Genomic DNA, 15,047 nt, shown 5'->3' with positions numbered 1-15,047 from the left:
CCTTCGTATAGCCATCGGCGGCCGTGGCGCCGCCGCTCGCCGGCCTGGCCTTCGTATAGCCATCGGCGGCCGTGGCGCCGCCGCTCGCCGGCCTGGCCTTCGTATAGCCATCGGCGGCCGTGGCGCCGCCGCTCGCCGGCCTGGTTTTCGCCGCCGCGATGGAGCCGCCGGCCGCCGTGCCAGCGCACGGCCGTCCGGCATTGCCTGAACCACGCTGGAGCCACCCACGGCACGCCCCGACGGCCACGGCTGTCACCCGCTGCCCCGCCGGCGGCGGCGCGGCCCGCGACCGGCCACGGCGCCCGGCTGAGCAGCGCCGACACCGATGATGCGACCCCGGCGATGTTCCGATCGGACACCAGGTACTCTTGGTGTGAAGAGTGTTCCTTCATGGGGCCGAGCCGTCGATTTTGACCAGCGTCCTCACGGTGGGTACTCTTTCCCCTCGTGCCCGGCTTTGCCGGGCAACTCGTGCGTGCGTCCACAACGGCCCGCCTCCGCGGGTTGAGGGGTGGATGCAAACCGCGAAACCCGGTTGGCACTTCTTGGGCCGGGTTCGCGCGGCGGGCGACACGCCCGACCGCGGGTGCCGGTCACGCCGTGGAGACAGCGAAGAAGAAGACGTGCGGCCGCGAGGCCGAAGGGAGACAGGCCCAGTGCCTACGATCCAGCAGCTGGTCCGCAAGGGCCGCCAGGCGAAGCTGAGCAAGACCAAGACGCCGGCGCTCAAGGGCAGCCCGCAGCGGCGTGGCGTCTGCACGCGTGTGTACACCACCACGCCGAAGAAGCCGAACTCGGCGCTGCGCAAGGTGGCCCGCGTGCGACTGAGCAACGGTATCGAGGTGACGGCCTACATCCCCGGTGTCGGTCACAACCTTCAGGAGCACTCGATCGTGCTGGTCCGCGGTGGCCGTGTGAAGGACCTCCCCGGCGTCCGGTACAAGATCATCCGTGGTTCGCTGGACACCCAGGGTGTCCGCAACCGCAAGCAGGCTCGCAGCCGGTACGGCGCGAAGAAGGAGAAGAGCTGACATGCCGCGTAAAGGCCCCGCGCCGCGCCGGCCCCTGGTGGCGGACCCGGTCTACAACTCCCTGCTCGTCACCCAGCTGATCAACAAGATCCTGGTCGAGGGCAAGCGCCAGCTCGCCGAGCGCGTTGTTTACAGCGCCCTCGAGGGTTGCCGGGAGAAGTCAGGCACCGACCCCGTCGTCACGCTGAAGCGCGCGATGGACAACGTCAAGCCGACCCTCGAGGTCCGCAGCCGCCGCGTCGGTGGCGCGACCTACCAGGTGCCGGTCGAGGTGCGCCCTCCCCGGGCGACGACGCTGGGCCTGCGCTGGCTGGTCACCTACTCGCGTGCCCGTCGTGAGAAGACCATGGTGGAGCGGCTCATGAACGAGCTGTTGGACGCCAGCAACGGGCTCGGTGCCTCGGTCAAGCGCCGCGAAGACACCCACAAGATGGCGGAGTCCAACAAGGCCTTCGCGCACTACCGCTGGTAAGCGACGCTTTTCCAGCAATCCGACGAGAGCGAAGTAGGGATTCGAAGTGGCTGCCGCAGACGCTGCCCTCGCCAAGGTCCGCAACATCGGCATCATGGCGCACATCGACGCCGGTAAAACGACGACGACTGAGCGCATCCTGTTCTACACCGGTATCACGTACAAGATCGGTGAGGTTCACGAGGGCGCAGCCGTCATGGACTGGATGGAGCAGGAGCAGGAGCGGGGCATCACCATCACCTCTGCCGCCACGAAGTGCGAGTGGAAGGGCCACGTCATCCAGATCATCGACACGCCCGGCCACGTCGACTTCACGGTCGAGGTCGAGCGGTCGCTGCGGGTCCTGGACGGCGCCGTGGCGGTCTACGACGGCGTCGCCGGCGTGGAGCCGCAGACCGAGAACGTCTGGCGGCAGGCCGACAAGTACAACGTCCCGCGTATGTGCTTCGTCAACAAGCTGGACCGCACCGGGGCCGACTTCTTCCGCTGCGTGCAGATGATGGTCGACCGGCTCAACGCCACCCCGCTGGTGCTGCAGATCCCGATCGGCCTGGAAGGCGACCACATCGGTGTCGTCGACCTGCTGGAGATGCGCGCGCTGACCTGGCGCGGCGAGACCCAGAAGGGCGAGGACTACGCCATCGAGGAGATCCCCGCGGATCTCGTCGACCAGGCGAACGAGTACCGGGACAAGCTCCTGGAGACGCTCGCCGAGACCGACGACGACATCATGGTCCGCTACCTCGACGGCGACACGTTCGACGTCAAGGAGCTCAAGGCCGCGATCCGCCGGGCGACCATCGCCGGCAAGCTCAACCCGGTCGTGTGCGGCTCGGCGTTCAAGAACAAGGGCGTCCAGCCCATGCTCGACGCCGTCGTCGACTTCCTGCCCTCGCCGCTGGACATCCCGGCCGTCGAGGGTGTGGCGACCGACGGCGAGACGCCGATGCAGCGCAAGCCCTCCAACAGCGAGCCCTTCTCCGGCCTGGCCTTCAAGATCCAGACGGACAAGCACCTCGGCAAGCTCACCTACGTGCGCATCTACTCCGGCACGCTCGACTCCGGCTCCCAGGTGGTCAACTCCACCAAGGACCGCAAGGAGCGGATCGGCAAGATCTACCAGATGCACGCGAACAAGCGTGAGGAGCGGCCCAGCGCCCAGGCGGGTGACATCATCGCCGTGCAGGGTCTCAAGCAGACCACCACGGGTGACACGCTCTGCGACCCGGCCAGCCCGGTCATCCTGGAGTCGATGACGTTCCCGGAGCCGGTCATCCAGGTCGCGATCGAGCCGAAGAGCAAGGCCGACCAGGAGAAGCTGGGCACCGCCATCCAGCGCCTGGCCGAGGAGGACCCGACCTTCCGCGTCAAGAACGACGAGGAGACCGGCCAGACCATCATCGCCGGCATGGGCGAGCTGCACCTCGACATCCTGGTCGACCGGATGCGCCGGGAGTTCAGCGTCGAGGCCAACATCGGCAAGCCGCAGGTGGCCTACCGCGAGACGATCAAGGGCACCGTCGACAAGATCGACTACGTGCACAAGAAGCAGACCGGTGGCTCCGGCCAGTACGCGAAGGTCATCGTCAAGCTCGAGCCGCTCGAGATGACGGCGGACGGCCCTACGTACGAGTTCGTCAACGAGGTCTCGGGCGGCCGCATCCCGAAGGAGTTCATCCCTTCGGTGGACGCCGGCGCCCAAGACGCGATGCAGTACGGCGTCCTCGCGGGGTACCCGATGGTCGGCGTCAAGCTGACGCTGCTCGACGGGCAGTACCACGAGGTCGACTCGTCGGAAATGGCATTCAAGATCGCTGGTTCGATGGTGATGAAGGAGGCGGCCCGCAAGGCCTCTCCGGCCCTCCTCGAGCCGTTGATGGCCGTCGAGGTCACCACCCCGGAAGAGAACATGGGTGACGTCATCGGCGACCTCAACTCCCGGCGCGGCACCATCCAGGCGATGGAAGAGCGCGGCGGTGCCCGTGTCGTCCGCGCCACGGTGCCGTTGTCGGAAATGTTCGGCTACGTCGGCGACCTGCGGTCGAAGACCCAGGGCCGGGCGAGCTACTCGATGCAGTTCGACTCCTACGCCGAGGTTCCCGCGAACGTCGCCAAGGAGATCATCGCGAAGGCGACCGGGGAGTAGTTCCCGGTCCGCGGCCGCGAGGCTGCATCAGCGGGCCTGAGGCTTCAGCCGCCAGACCCAAGTCGACAGGGTGCGTCGACGCTTCAGGCGTCGACGCACCGCGAACCAGAAGTCCACAGGAGGACACCAGTGGCGAAGGCGAAGTTCGAGCGGACTAAGCCGCACGTCAACATCGGCACCATCGGTCACATCGACCACGGGAAGACGACGCTGACGGCGGCCATTACCAAGGTGCTGCACGACCGCATGCCGGACGTGAACCCCTACACCCCGTTCGACGAGATCGACAAGGCGCCGGAGGAGAAGGCCCGCGGCATCACGATCTCGATCGCGCACGTCGAGTACCAGACCGAGAACCGGCACTACGCCCACGTTGACTGCCCGGGCCACGCCGACTACATCAAGAACATGATCACCGGTGCCGCGCAGATGGACGGCGCGATCCTGGTGGTCGCCGCGACCGACGGCCCGATGCCGCAGACCCGCGAGCACGTGCTGCTGGCCCGCCAGGTCGGCGTCCCCTACATCGTGGTGGCGCTGAACAAGAGCGACATGGTCGAGGACGAGGAGCTCCTGGAGCTCGTCGAGCTCGAGGTCCGTGAGCTGCTGTCGAGCCAGGAGTTCCCGGGCGACGACGCTCCGGTCGTGCGCGTCTCGGCCCTCAAGGCCCTCGAGGGCGACCCGAAGTGGTCGGACGCCCTCATGGAGCTCATGAGCGCCGTGGACAGCGCGATCCCGCAGCCCGAGCGTGAGACCGAGAAGCCGTTCCTCATGCCCGTCGAGGACGTCTTCACGATCACCGGTCGTGGCACGGTCGTCACCGGTCGTGTCGAGCGTGGCATCCTCAAGCCGAACGAGGAGGTCGAGATCGTTGGCATCAAGGCCAAGTCGATGAAGACCACCTGCACGGCGATCGAGATGTTCCGCAAGATCCTCGACGAGGCGCGCGCCGGCGAGAACGTCGGTCTGCTCCTGCGTGGTATCAAGCGCGAGGACGTCGAGCGCGGCATGGTCGTGGTGAAGCCGGGTAGCAACACCCCGCACACCGAGTTCGAGGCGACCGTCTACATCCTCTCCAAGGAGGAGGGTGGCCGGCACACCCCGTTCTTCCAGAACTACCGTCCGCAGTTCTACTTCCGCACCACGGACGTCACCGGCGTCGTCACGCTGCCCGAGGGCACCGAGATGGTCATGCCCGGCGACAACACCGGCATGACCGTGCAGCTCATCCAGCCGATCGCCATGGAGGAGAACCTCCGCTTCGCGATCCGCGAGGGTGGCCGCACCGTCGGCGCCGGCCGTGTGACGAAGATCCTCAAGTAACGACCTGAGGCACCCCGATTTCACTTTGTCGCACGTCGTGCGGCATAATGGTCGGGTTGCGTCGCGGGGCGGTCGAGACTGCTCAATACAGTTGCCATATCGGCAGCTCCCGGAGAAGTCTCGGCCGCTTCCGCGCGGCGTCAGTCCTGTGGCTGGCGCTCACCTCCGCGATCCGGGCGTGGCACGCCCTGGGGTAGGTCTCCACAGCCACCAGCGGTCCTGAGAAGGACGTCGGCGGCGGAGCCTGGCCCTTGGCCGCGACACGCCCGACCGCGGGGGTCGGACAAACCAAATAGGCGGCACCGGACCCTTCGGGGTTCCGCGAGGTCGAGAGACCTCGCATGAGAGAGGGAACTGAAGCCACCATGGCGGGACAGAAGATCCGCATCCGGCTCAAGGCCTACGACCACGAGGTCGTCGACTCCTCGGCGCGGAAGATCGTCGAGACGGTCACGCGCACCGGGGCTCAGGTCGCTGGGCCGGTGCCGCTGCCCACTGAGATCAACCGCTACTGCGTGATCCGCTCGCCGCACAAGTACAAGGACTCGCGCGAGCACTTCGAGATGCGCACGCACAAGCGTCTGATCGACATCATCGACCCGACCCCGAAGACGGTTGACTCGCTCATGCGGCTCGACCTGCCGGCTGGTGTCGACATCGAGATCAAGCTGTAGGGACCGGACTTATGGACAGGCAAGTCAAGGGCATCCTGGGTGAGAAGCTCGGCATGACCCAGATCTGGGACAACGGCAAGGTCGTCCCGGTGACCGTGGTGCAGGCCGGCCCGTGCGTCGTGACCCAGGTGCGCACGGCTGACAACGACGGTTACTCCGCGGTCCAGCTCGCGTGGGGCCAGATCGACCCGCGCAAGGTCAACAAGCCGCGGTCGGGCCACTTCGCCAAGGCGGACGTCGCGCCCCGTCGCCACATCGTGGAGCTGCGGACCACCGACGCCGGCGAGTACACGCTCGGCCAGGAGATCACGGCCGACAGCTTCACCGCCGGCCAGCGCATCGACGTCACCGGCCGCACCAAGGGCAAGGGCTACGCCGGTGTCATGAAGCGGCACGGCTTCCACGGCCTGCGTGCCAGCCACGGTGTCGAGCGCAAGCACCGCTCGCCCGGCTCGATCGGCGCCTGCGCGACCCCGGGTCGCGTCTTCAAGGGCGTCAAGATGGCCGGCCGCATGGGTGGCGCCCGCTTCACCGTGCAGAACCTCACCGTCCAGGCGGTCGAGCTGGAGCAGGGCCTGATCCTCATCAAGGGCGCGGTCCCCGGCCCGAAGGGCAGCCTCGTGCTGCTGCGGAGCGCCGCCAAGGTCGCGGTCAAGGCGCAGAAGGGTGGGATCACCAAGTGACCACCGTTGACATCAAGACGGTCGACGGCGCCACCAACGGCACCGTCGAGCTGCCGGACGAGATCTTCGACGCGCAGGCCAGCATCCCGCTGCTGCACCAGGTCGTCGTCGCGCAGCTGGCCGCGGCCCGCCAGGGCACGCACAAGGTCAAGACGCGGGGCGAGGTGTCCGGCGGCGGCAAGAAGCCCTACAAGCAGAAGGGCACGGGCCGCGCCCGCCAGGGCTCGATCCGTGCGCCGCAGTTCACCGGCGGTGGCGTCACGCACGGCCCCGTGCCGCGTGACTACACCCAGCGGGTGAACAAGAAGATGAAGGCCGCCGCCCTGCGTGGCGCCCTCTCCGACCGGGCCCGCGAGGGTCGCATCCACGTCGTGGAGAGCTTCATCGACGGCGACACCCCGAGGACCAAGGACGCCCTCAAGGTGCTGCGCGGCATCACCGACGCGCGCCGCGTCCTCGTGGTCCTCCCGCGCGACGACGAGGCCAACTGGCTGAGCCTGCGCAACGAGCAGTCGGTGCACCTCCTGGTCGCCGACCAGCTCAACACGCACGACGTGCTCGTCGCCGACCAGGTCGTCTTCACGACCGCGGCGCTCAACGAGTTCCTCGGCGTGCCGGCCGCGGCCGGTGCCGACGAGACCACTGAGGAGGTCTGATCATGGCGACGATCGCCGATCCACGCGACGTGATCATCCAGCCGGTGGTCTCTGAGAAGAGCTACAGCGAGCTCAACCGCAACTGGTACACGTTCCTGGTGCACCCGGACGCGAACAAGACCGAGATCAAGATCGCGATCCAGCAGATCTTCAACGTCCGCGTCCTGTCGGTCAACACCATCAACCGCGAAGGCAAGCGCAAGCGGACCCGCACGGGTTGGGGCAAGCGCAAGGACACGAAGCGGGCGATGGTCAAGCTCGCCGAGGGTGACCGGATCGAAGCCTTCGGCGGACCGGTCAGCTGAGGGGTATAGACGATGGCTATCCGTAAATACAAGCCGACGACCCCGGGTCGTCGTGGTTCGAGCGTCGCCGACTTCGCCGAGATCACCCGATCGACGCCCGAGAAGTCGCTGCTCGTCCCGCTGCCGAACAAGGGCGGACGCAACGTCCACGGCCGCGTCACCGCGCGCCACCAGGGCGGCGGCCACAAGCGCCAGTACCGGCTGATCGACTTCCGTCGCGCGGACAAGGACGGCATCCCCGCCAAGGTCGCGCACATCGAGTACGACCCCAACCGGACCGCGCGGATCGCGCTGCTGCACTACGCCGACGGCGAGAAGCGCTACATCATCGCGCCGAAGGACCTGAAGCAGGGCGACCGGGTCGAGGCCGGTGTCGGCGCCGACATCAAGCCGGGCAACAACCTGCCGCTGCGCAACATCCCGGTCGGCACCACCGTCCACGCGGTGGAGCTGCGCCCGGGCGGCGGTGCCAAGCTGGCCCGCTCGGCCGGCGTCGGCATCCAGCTGCTGGGCCGCGAGGGCCAGTACGCGACGCTGCGCATGCCGTCCGGTGAGATCCGGCGCGTCGAGGTCCAGTGCCGCGCCACCATCGGCGAGATCGGCAACGCCGACCAGTCGAACATCAACTGGGGCAAGGCCGGCCGCATGCGGTGGAAGGGCAAGCGCCCGACCGTCCGTGGTGTCGCGATGAACCCCATCGACCACCCGCACGGTGGTGGTGAGGGTAAGACCTCGGGTGGTCGCCACCCGGTCAACCCGAAGGGCAAGCCGGAGGGCCGCACGCGGCGCAAGGGCCAGCCGAGCGACCGTCTCATCGTCCGTAGGCGTTACGCCACCCGGAAGCGCGGCTAAGGAGCCTGAGCAATGCCTCGCAGCCTCAAGAAGGGCCCGTTCATCGACGACCACCTGCTCAAGAAGGTGGAAGTCCAGAACGCCAAGAACTCCAAGAACGTCATCAAGACCTGGTCGCGCCGGTCGACGATCATCCCCGACATGCTCGGGCACACGATCGCCGTCCACGACGGGCGTAAGCACGTGCCCGTCTTCGTGACGGAGGCGATGGTCGGGCACAAGCTCGGCGAGTTCGCGCTGACCCGCACCTTCAAGGGTCACGAGAAGGACGACCGGAAGAGCCGCCGCCGCTAAGGCAGCCAACTAAAGGGGATTTCCCGATGTCAACAAAAGCAGCGGCGGCGCTGCCCGGTGCCCGGGCGATCGCGCGCCACGTGCGCGTGTCGCCGATGAAGGCGCGCCGTGTGGTGAACCTCGTCCGCGGCCTGCCCGCGCGTGAGGCACTCACGGTGCTGCAGTTCGCCCCGCAGTCCGCGAGCGAGCCGGTCTACAAGGTGCTCGCGAGCGCCATCGCCAACGCAGAGAACAACGAGCGGCTCGACCCGGACTCGCTCCTGGTCGCCGAGGCATACGTCGACGAGGGCCCGACGCTCAAGCGGTTCCGGCCGCGGGCGCAGGGTCGCGCGTACCGGATCCGCAAGCGCACCAGCCACATCACGATCGTGGTCGAGAGCGTTCCCGCGAGCCAGGCACGCGCGGCCAAGGCCGGCGTCGCCAAGGCGACGAAGGCCGCCAAGGCCGTCGCCGCCGAGCCGGACGAGACCGACGAGACCGACGAGGCCACGTCGACGCCCGCGAAGAAGACCGCGGCGAAGAAGGCGCCGGCCGAGAAGGCGGCCGCCAAGCCGGCTGACGCCGAGGAAGGGACCGAGTAATGGGTCAGAAGGTTCACCCGCACGGGTTCCGGCTCGGCATCAGCACCGACTGGAAGTCCCGCTGGTACGCCGACAAGCTCTACAAGGACTACATCGCGGAGGACGTCAAGATCCGCCGCATGATGTCCAAGGGGCTTGAGCGCGCCGGCATCGCCAAGGTCGACATTGAGCGCACCCGCGACCGGGTCCGCGTGGACATCCACACGGCCCGCCCGGGCATCGTCATCGGCCGCAAGGGTGCCGAGGCCGACCGCATCCGCGCCGAGCTGGAGAAGCTCACCGGCAAGCAGGTGCAGCTCAACATCCTTGAGGTGAAGAGCCCCGAGTCGGACGCGCAGCTCGTCGCGCAGGGCGTGGCCGAGCAGCTGTCCAGCCGGGTCAGCTTCCGCCGTGCCATGCGCAAGGCGATGCAGTCGGCGATGAAGAACCCGCTGGTCAAGGGCATCCGGGTGCAGGTCTCCGGCCGCCTCGGCGGCGCCGAGATGAGCCGCACGGAGTTCTACCGTGAGGGTCGCGTGCCGCTGCACTCGCTGCGGGCCAACATCGAGTACGGCTTCTTCGAGGCCCGTACCACCTTCGGCCGCATCGGCGTGAAGGTCTGGATCTACAAGGGCGACGCCGTTCCGGGTCGCGAGGCGCCGGCCGAGGCCGCCGCTCCGCGCGGTGGCCGTCGCGAGCGCACCGACCGGCCCGAGCGGCCGCGTCGCGGGCGTTCCGGCTCCTCCGGCACGACGGCCGGCGGGACCGAGGCCGGCCGCGCCGCCGCCGCGGCCCAGGCCGCTGAGGTGACCCCCGAGGCCGCCCCGGTCGAGCAGGCACCGGCAGAGACGTCCCAGGAGGGCTGACGAATGCTGATCCCTCGTAAGCCCCCGAAGGGCTTCCGCAAGCCGCACCACCCGGACCGGCACGGCCCGGCCAAGGGCGGCACCCGCGTGGTCTTCGGCGAGTTCGGTATCCAGGCGCTCGAGCCGGCGTACATCACGAACCGCCAGATCGAGTCGGCCCGTATCGCCATGACCCGGCACATCCGTCGTGGCGGCAAGGTCTGGATCACGATCTTCCCGGACCGCTCCATCACCAAGAAGCCGGCCGAGACCCGCATGGGCTCCGGCAAGGGCTCCCCCGAGTGGTGGGTGGCCAACATCAAGCCGGGCCGGATCCTGTTCGAGATGTCGTTCCCGAACGAGCAGATCGCCCGCGAGGCAATGCGCCGCGCGATCCACAAGCTTCCGCTGAAGTGCCGGATCGTCACGCGTGAAGGGGCTGATGTCTGATGGCCGCCGGAATCAAGGCGACCGAGCTGCGCGAGCTGTCCGACGAGAGCCTGGTCGAGAAGCTTCGGGAAGCGAAGGCGGAGCTGTTCAACCTCCGCGTCCAGTCGGCCACCGGCCAGCTGGACAATCACGGGCGGTTGCAGATCATCCGCAAGGACATCGCCCGGATCTACACGATCATGCGCGAGCGCGAGCTGGGTCTCTCAGTCGCGCCCGACGCTGTGGCTGAGGTGGCATGAGCATGAGCGAGCAGACGACCGAGAGCACCGAGGTGCGCGGCCGCCGCAAGGTCCGCGAGGGCCTGGTGGTCAGCGACAAGATGAACAAGACCGTCGTCGTGGCGGTCGAGGACCAGGTCAAGCACCCGCTGTACGGCAAGGTCATGCGCCGCACCAACAAGCTCAAGGCGCACGACGAGCAGAACGCCTGTGGTGTCGGCGACCGGGTGCTGCTCATGGAGACCCGGCCGCTGTCCGCCACCAAGCGCTGGCGGGTCGTGGAGATCCTCGAAAAGGCCAAGTAAGGCCGTCGTTCCGCCAAGCTCGGCACCGGTTCCATCGGGCCCGGTGCCGAGAACTGGCAGACATTAGGAGACAAGCGTGATTCAGCAGGAGTCGCGGCTGCGCGTCGCCGACAACACGGGTGCCCGGGAGATCCTGTGCATCCGTGTGCTCGGTGGCTCGGGTCGCCGCTATGCAGGCATCGGCGACATCATCGTGGCCACCGTGAAGGACGCCATTCCGGGCGCCGGGGTGAAGAAGGGTGACGTGGTCAAGGCCGTCGTCGTCCGGACCACCAAGGAGCGGCGCCGGCCGGACGGGTCCTACATCCGGTTCGACGAGAACGCCGCCGTGATCATCAAGGACGGCGGTGACCCCCGTGGTACCCGCATCTTCGGCCCGGTCGGGCGTGAGCTCCGGGACAAGCGTTTCATGAAGATCATCTCGCTCGCGCCGGAGGTGTTGTAACCATGAAGGTCAAAAAGGGCGACACCGTCCTGGTCATCGCGGGCAAGGACAAGGGCACCCGGGGCAAGGTCCTCACCGCCCTCCCGCGCGAGGACAAGGTCATCGTCGAGGGCGTCAACCGCGTCAAGAAGCACACCCGCATCCGCACCACCCAGCGTGGTTCGAAGACCGGTGGCATCGTGACGCAGGAAGCCGCGATCCACGTCTCGAACGTGATGGTGATCGACTCGGACAACAAGCCGACCCGTGTCGGTGCCCGCATCGACGAGGACGGCGTCAAGACCCGCACGTCGCGTCGCTCCGGTAAGGATCTGTGATGACGACGGTCGACAAGGTGAACCCGCGCCTCAAGCAGCGCTACCGCGACGAGATCGCCGGCAAGCTGCAGGAGCAGTTCAAGTACGACAACGTGATGCAGATCCCGGGCGTCGTCAAGGTCGTCGTCAACATGGGCGTCGGCGAGGCGGCCCGCGACTCGAAGCTGATCGACGGTGCGGTCCGCGACCTCGCCACGATCACCGGCCAGAAGCCGCAGATCCGCCGTGCGACCAAGTCCATCGCGCAGTTCAAGCTGCGTGAGGGCATGCCCATCGGCGCGAAGGTCACGCTCCGCAACGACCGCATGTGGGAGTTCCTCGACCGCCTGCTGTCGATCGCGCTGCCGCGTATCCGCGACTTCCGCGGTCTGGACGGGCGCAAGCTCGACGGCAACGGCAACTACACCTTCGGTCTCACCGAGCAGTCGGTGTTCCACGAGATCGACCAGGACCGTATCGACCGGCCGCGAGGGATGGACATCACCGTGGTCACCACCGCTCGCACGGACGAGGAAGGTCGCGCGCTGCTGAAGCTGCTCGGCTTCCCGTTCCGTGAGAACTAGGAGAACTGACCGATGGCGAAGAAGGCCCTCATTCTCAAGGCCGCCGCGAAGCCCAAGTTCGCGGTCCGCGCCTACACCCGCTGCCAGCGCTGCGGCCGGCCCAAGGCCGTGTACCGGAAGTTCGGGCTGTGCCGCGTGTGCATCCGCGAGATGGCGCACCGCGGCGAGCTGCCCGGCGTTTCCAAGGCCTCCTGGTAATCCTCCTTCGCCGTAGGCCCGCCCAACGTGGCGAGGAACCACGGCGAGAAAGGCTGACAAAGCAATGACCATGACCGACCCGATCGCAGACATGCTGACGCGTCTGCGCAACGCCAACCAGGCGTACCACGACCGGGTGTCGATGCCCTACTCGAAGATCAAGGCGAACATCGCCGAGGTGCTCAAGTCCGAGGGCTACGTGTCCTCGTGGCAGGTTCAGGAGCCGGAAGAGGGCAAGGTCGGCAAGACGCTGATCGTTGAGCTCAAGTACGGCCAGAGCCGCGAGCGCAGCCTCGCCGGCATCCGCCGGGTCTCGAAGCCCGGCCTGCGGGTGTACGCGAAGTCGGTGGAGATGCCGCGCGTGCTCGGTGGCCTCGGTGTGGCCATCATCTCGACGTCCCAAGGGCTGCTCACCGACCGGCAGGCCCGCAAGCGAGGGGTGGGCGGGGAAGTCCTCGCCTACGTCTGGTAAGGGAGAGCCACAATGTCTCGAATCGGACGTAAGCCCATCGCTGTGCCCGCTGGCGTCGACCTGAAGGTCGACGGCCAGGTCGTCACTGTCAAGGGGCCCAAGGGCGAGCTGTCCCACACCCTCGCCGAGCCGATCACGGTGGAGAAGGCCGAGGACGGCAGCTTCAACGTGGTGCGCCCCAACGACGAGCGCAAGGCCAAGGAACTGCACGGCCTGTCCCGCACGCTCATCGCGAACATGGTCATCGGCGTCACCGAGGGCTACCGTAAGAGCCTCGAGATCGCCGGCACCGGTTACCGCGTCACCGCGAAAGGCTCCGACCTGGAGTTCGCGCTCGGGTTCTCCCACCCCGTGGTCGTGACGCCCCCCGCGGGCATCACGTTCACCGTCGAGCGGCCGACGCTGTTCCACATCGCCGGCATCGACAAGCAGCAGGTGGGCGAGGTCGCCGCCAACATCCGCAAGATCCGCCCGCCGGAGCCGTACAAGGGCAAGGGCGTGCGGTACCAGGGCGAGGTCATCCGCCGTAAGGCTGGAAAGGCAGGCAAGAAGTGAGCGCCACGCTGCTCAAGCGCCGCAACGCAGGCGGCGCCGCCGCGGCGCGCCGAGTCGGGCGCGCACGCCGGCACTTCCGCATCCGCAAGCACGTCAGTGGCACGGCCGAGCGTCCCCGCCTGGTCGTCACCCGCTCGCTGCGGAACATCACCGCGCAGATCGTCGACGACCTCAAGGGCCACACGCTGGCCTCGGCCTCGACGCTCGACGCGAGCATCCGCGGCACGGACGGCGACAAGAAGGCACTGGCCGGCAAGGTCGGCACCCTGCTCGCCGAGCGGGCGAAGGCCGCGGGTGTCGGCAAGGTCGTCTTCGACCGTGGCGGAAACCGTTACGCCGGCCGCATCGCGGCCCTGGCTGACGCCGCCCGCGAAGCCGGACTCGAATTCTAGGAAAGGGAACGTTCATGCCTGGTCCTCAGCGCAGGGGCGGCGGGTCCGGTGGGAACACCGAAGGTGGCGGCCGTCGCGAGAACCGTCGCGACGGCGGCGGCCGCGGTAACGCGCCCGCCGAGAAGACCCCCCACCTCGAGCGGGTCGTCGCGATCAACCGAGTCGCCAAGGTCGTCAAGGGTGGTCGGCGCTTCAGCTTCACCGCCCTCGTCATCGTCGGCGACGGCGACGGCACCGTCGGCGTCGGCTACGGAAAGGCCAAGGAGGTGCCCGCGGCCATCGCCAAGGGTGTCGAGGAGGCCAAGAAGCACTTCTTCAAGGTCCCGCGGATCGCGGCGTCGATCCCGCACCCGGTGATCGGCGAGGACGCCGCCGGCGTCGTGCTGCTCAAGCCGGCCTCCGCCGGTACCGGTGTCATCGCCGGTGGCCCGGTGCGCGCCGTCCTGGAGTGCGCGGGCATCCACGATGTCCTGTCCAAGAGCCTCGGGTCCTCCAACGCGATCAACATCGTCCACGCGACGGTGGCGGCGCTGAAGAAGCTCGAGTCGCCGGAGGCGGTGGCCGCGCGCCGCGGCCTGCCGGTCGAAGACGTCGCGCCCGCGGCCATGCTGGCCCAGCGTGCCGGGGCGGGTGCGTGACATGGCTCGCCTGAAGGTCACTCAGATCCGGTCCGAGATCGGCACCAAGCAGAACCAGCGCGACACGCTGCGTTCGCTCGGCCTGAAGCGGATCCGCGACGTCGTCGTCAAGGAAGACCGTCCGGAGATCCGCGGCATGATCCACACCGTGACGCACCTGGTCACCGTGGAAGAGGTGGAGTAATCCGATGACGATCAAGCTGCACCACCTGCGGCCCGCCCCGGGCGCCAAGACCGCGAAGACCCGTGTGGGTCGCGGTGAGGGCTCCAAGGGCAAGACCGCCGGTCGTGGTACCAAGGGCTCCAAGGCCCGCAAGAACATCTCGCCGGCGTTCGAGGGTGGGCAGATGCCCCTCCACATGCGCCTGCCGAAGCTCAAGGGCTTCAAGAACCGCAACCGCATCGAGTTCCAGGTCGTCAACCTGGCCCGCCTCGCGGAGCTGTTCCCCAACGGCGGCACCATCGGGGTCGACGAGCTCGTCGACGCCGGCGCCGTCCGCAAGGGCGAGCTGGTCAAGGTCCTCGGCGACGGGGAGCTCGGCGGAGTGAAGCTGCAGGTCAGCGCGCACAAGTTCAGCGCGACGGCCCGCGAGAAGCTGGAAGCGGCGGGCGGCTCCGCCACGCTGCTCGGCGGCTCCGCAGCTGAGTAGACA

The 15,047-nt window shown here is 68.0% G+C and carries 24 protein-coding genes and 2 pseudogenes; 25 read left to right on the top strand and 1 reads right to left on the bottom strand.

Annotated features, from left to right (window positions below; translation table 11 throughout):
* Positions 1-247 (bottom strand): annotated as a pseudogene (locus AB0H83_RS03605) (hypothetical protein); the annotation flags it as partial.
* Between the two features lie 409 nt (positions 248-656).
* On the opposite strand from AB0H83_RS03605, the gene rpsL reads away from it, so the two are divergent.
* From rpsL to rplO, 25 genes and pseudogenes are all read left to right on the top strand, one after another.
* Positions 657-1,031: a 30S ribosomal protein S12 gene (rpsL, locus tag AB0H83_RS03600; RefSeq protein WP_033357671.1), complete on the top strand. Its 375-nt coding sequence runs from the start codon at positions 657-659 to the stop codon at positions 1,029-1,031.
* Position 1,032: 1 nt separating this feature from the next.
* Complete coding sequence (gene rpsG, locus AB0H83_RS03595) at positions 1,033-1,503, top strand: 30S ribosomal protein S7 (protein WP_033357670.1); 471 nt, start codon at positions 1,033-1,035, stop codon at positions 1,501-1,503.
* A gap of 46 nt (positions 1,504-1,549) precedes the next feature.
* On the top strand, positions 1,550-3,649 hold the full coding sequence (gene fusA / locus AB0H83_RS03590; protein WP_360086158.1) for an elongation factor G: 2,100 nt from the start codon (positions 1,550-1,552) through the stop codon (positions 3,647-3,649).
* A 129-nt stretch (positions 3,650-3,778) separates the two neighbouring features.
* A complete protein-coding gene (gene tuf, locus AB0H83_RS03585; RefSeq protein ID WP_033357668.1) occupies positions 3,779-4,972 on the top strand; it encodes an elongation factor Tu in 1,194 nt (397 codons plus the stop codon).
* A 365-nt stretch (positions 4,973-5,337) separates the two neighbouring features.
* The gene (gene rpsJ / locus AB0H83_RS03580; protein WP_018347762.1) at positions 5,338-5,646 is read left to right on the top strand and encodes a 30S ribosomal protein S10; all 309 of its coding nucleotides are present in this window, start codon (positions 5,338-5,340) and stop codon (positions 5,644-5,646) included.
* 11 nt (positions 5,647-5,657) lie between these two features.
* The gene (gene rplC / locus AB0H83_RS03575; RefSeq protein WP_360086153.1) at positions 5,658-6,329 is read left to right on the top strand and encodes a 50S ribosomal protein L3; all 672 of its coding nucleotides are present in this window, start codon (positions 5,658-5,660) and stop codon (positions 6,327-6,329) included.
* A complete protein-coding gene (gene rplD / locus AB0H83_RS03570; protein ID WP_360086150.1) occupies positions 6,326-6,985 on the top strand; it encodes a 50S ribosomal protein L4 in 660 nt (219 codons plus the stop codon). The genes rplC and rplD overlap by 4 nt, the downstream gene beginning before the upstream one ends.
* Positions 6,986-6,987: 2 nt before the next feature.
* Positions 6,988-7,290, top strand: coding sequence for a 50S ribosomal protein L23 (gene rplW, locus AB0H83_RS03565; RefSeq protein ID WP_033357665.1), 303 nt, complete (start codon positions 6,988-6,990; stop codon positions 7,288-7,290).
* A 12-nt stretch (positions 7,291-7,302) separates the two neighbouring features.
* Positions 7,303-8,142, top strand: a complete 840-nt coding sequence (rplB, locus tag AB0H83_RS03560) for a 50S ribosomal protein L2 (RefSeq protein WP_360086146.1) — start codon at positions 7,303-7,305, stop codon at positions 8,140-8,142.
* Between the two features lie 12 nt (positions 8,143-8,154).
* Positions 8,155-8,436: a 30S ribosomal protein S19 gene (rpsS, locus tag AB0H83_RS03555; RefSeq protein WP_360086143.1), complete on the top strand. Its 282-nt coding sequence runs from the start codon at positions 8,155-8,157 to the stop codon at positions 8,434-8,436.
* Between the two features lie 26 nt (positions 8,437-8,462).
* Positions 8,463-8,900 (top strand): annotated as a pseudogene (rplV, locus tag AB0H83_RS03550) (50S ribosomal protein L22); the annotation flags it as partial.
* Between the two features lie 116 nt (positions 8,901-9,016).
* A complete protein-coding gene (rpsC, locus tag AB0H83_RS03545; RefSeq protein WP_360086140.1) occupies positions 9,017-9,862 on the top strand; it encodes a 30S ribosomal protein S3 in 846 nt (281 codons plus the stop codon).
* Positions 9,863-9,865: 3 nt separating this feature from the next.
* Positions 9,866-10,291 carry a 50S ribosomal protein L16 gene (gene rplP / locus AB0H83_RS03540; protein WP_360086137.1) on the top strand — a complete coding sequence of 142 codons (426 nt, stop codon included), beginning with the start codon at positions 9,866-9,868 and terminating at the stop codon, positions 10,289-10,291.
* Positions 10,291-10,530, top strand: coding sequence for a 50S ribosomal protein L29 (rpmC, locus tag AB0H83_RS03535; RefSeq protein ID WP_033357659.1), 240 nt, complete (start codon positions 10,291-10,293; stop codon positions 10,528-10,530). Before rplP ends, rpmC begins: the two co-directional genes overlap by 1 nt.
* Before the next feature lie 2 nt (positions 10,531-10,532).
* On the top strand, positions 10,533-10,814 hold the full coding sequence (rpsQ, locus tag AB0H83_RS03530) for a 30S ribosomal protein S17 (protein WP_203845086.1): 282 nt from the start codon (positions 10,533-10,535) through the stop codon (positions 10,812-10,814).
* Between the two features lie 76 nt (positions 10,815-10,890).
* A complete protein-coding gene (gene rplN / locus AB0H83_RS03525; RefSeq protein ID WP_033357657.1) occupies positions 10,891-11,259 on the top strand; it encodes a 50S ribosomal protein L14 in 369 nt (122 codons plus the stop codon).
* Positions 11,260-11,261: 2 nt separating this feature from the next.
* Entirely contained in the window at positions 11,262-11,576 is a 315-nt protein-coding gene (gene rplX / locus AB0H83_RS03520; RefSeq protein WP_033357656.1) for a 50S ribosomal protein L24, read from the top strand.
* Positions 11,576-12,139, top strand: coding sequence for a 50S ribosomal protein L5 (rplE, locus tag AB0H83_RS03515; protein WP_033357655.1), 564 nt, complete (start codon positions 11,576-11,578; stop codon positions 12,137-12,139). Before rplX ends, rplE begins: the two co-directional genes overlap by 1 nt.
* A 12-nt stretch (positions 12,140-12,151) precedes the next feature.
* Positions 12,152-12,337, top strand: a complete 186-nt coding sequence (locus AB0H83_RS03510; RefSeq protein WP_033342853.1) for a type Z 30S ribosomal protein S14 — start codon at positions 12,152-12,154, stop codon at positions 12,335-12,337.
* Between the two features lie 64 nt (positions 12,338-12,401).
* Positions 12,402-12,809, top strand: coding sequence for a 30S ribosomal protein S8 (rpsH, locus tag AB0H83_RS03505; RefSeq protein WP_033357654.1), 408 nt, complete (start codon positions 12,402-12,404; stop codon positions 12,807-12,809).
* 12 nt (positions 12,810-12,821) lie between these two features.
* The gene (gene rplF / locus AB0H83_RS03500; protein WP_360086128.1) at positions 12,822-13,364 is read left to right on the top strand and encodes a 50S ribosomal protein L6; all 543 of its coding nucleotides are present in this window, start codon (positions 12,822-12,824) and stop codon (positions 13,362-13,364) included.
* Positions 13,365-13,372: 8 nt separating this feature from the next.
* Positions 13,373-13,756, top strand: coding sequence for a 50S ribosomal protein L18 (rplR, locus tag AB0H83_RS03495; protein WP_360086500.1), 384 nt, complete (start codon positions 13,373-13,375; stop codon positions 13,754-13,756).
* A 14-nt stretch (positions 13,757-13,770) separates the two neighbouring features.
* A complete protein-coding gene (rpsE, locus tag AB0H83_RS03490) occupies positions 13,771-14,394 on the top strand; it encodes a 30S ribosomal protein S5 (protein WP_327008146.1) in 624 nt (207 codons plus the stop codon).
* Between the two features lies 1 nt (position 14,395).
* The gene (gene rpmD, locus AB0H83_RS03485) at positions 14,396-14,578 is read left to right on the top strand and encodes a 50S ribosomal protein L30 (RefSeq protein WP_033357651.1); all 183 of its coding nucleotides are present in this window, start codon (positions 14,396-14,398) and stop codon (positions 14,576-14,578) included.
* Between the two features lie 4 nt (positions 14,579-14,582).
* Positions 14,583-15,044, top strand: a complete 462-nt coding sequence (gene rplO, locus AB0H83_RS03480) for a 50S ribosomal protein L15 (RefSeq protein WP_360086124.1) — start codon at positions 14,583-14,585, stop codon at positions 15,042-15,044.
* The last annotated feature ends 3 nt before the right edge of the window (positions 15,045-15,047 follow it).

The organism is Dactylosporangium sp. NPDC050688 (genome assembly GCF_040654515.1).
Taxonomy (GTDB): Bacteria; Actinomycetota; Actinomycetes; order Mycobacteriales; family Micromonosporaceae; genus Dactylosporangium.
Note: the sequence above shows the minus strand (reverse complement) of the source record. Positions and strands in the feature narration are given on the sequence as shown.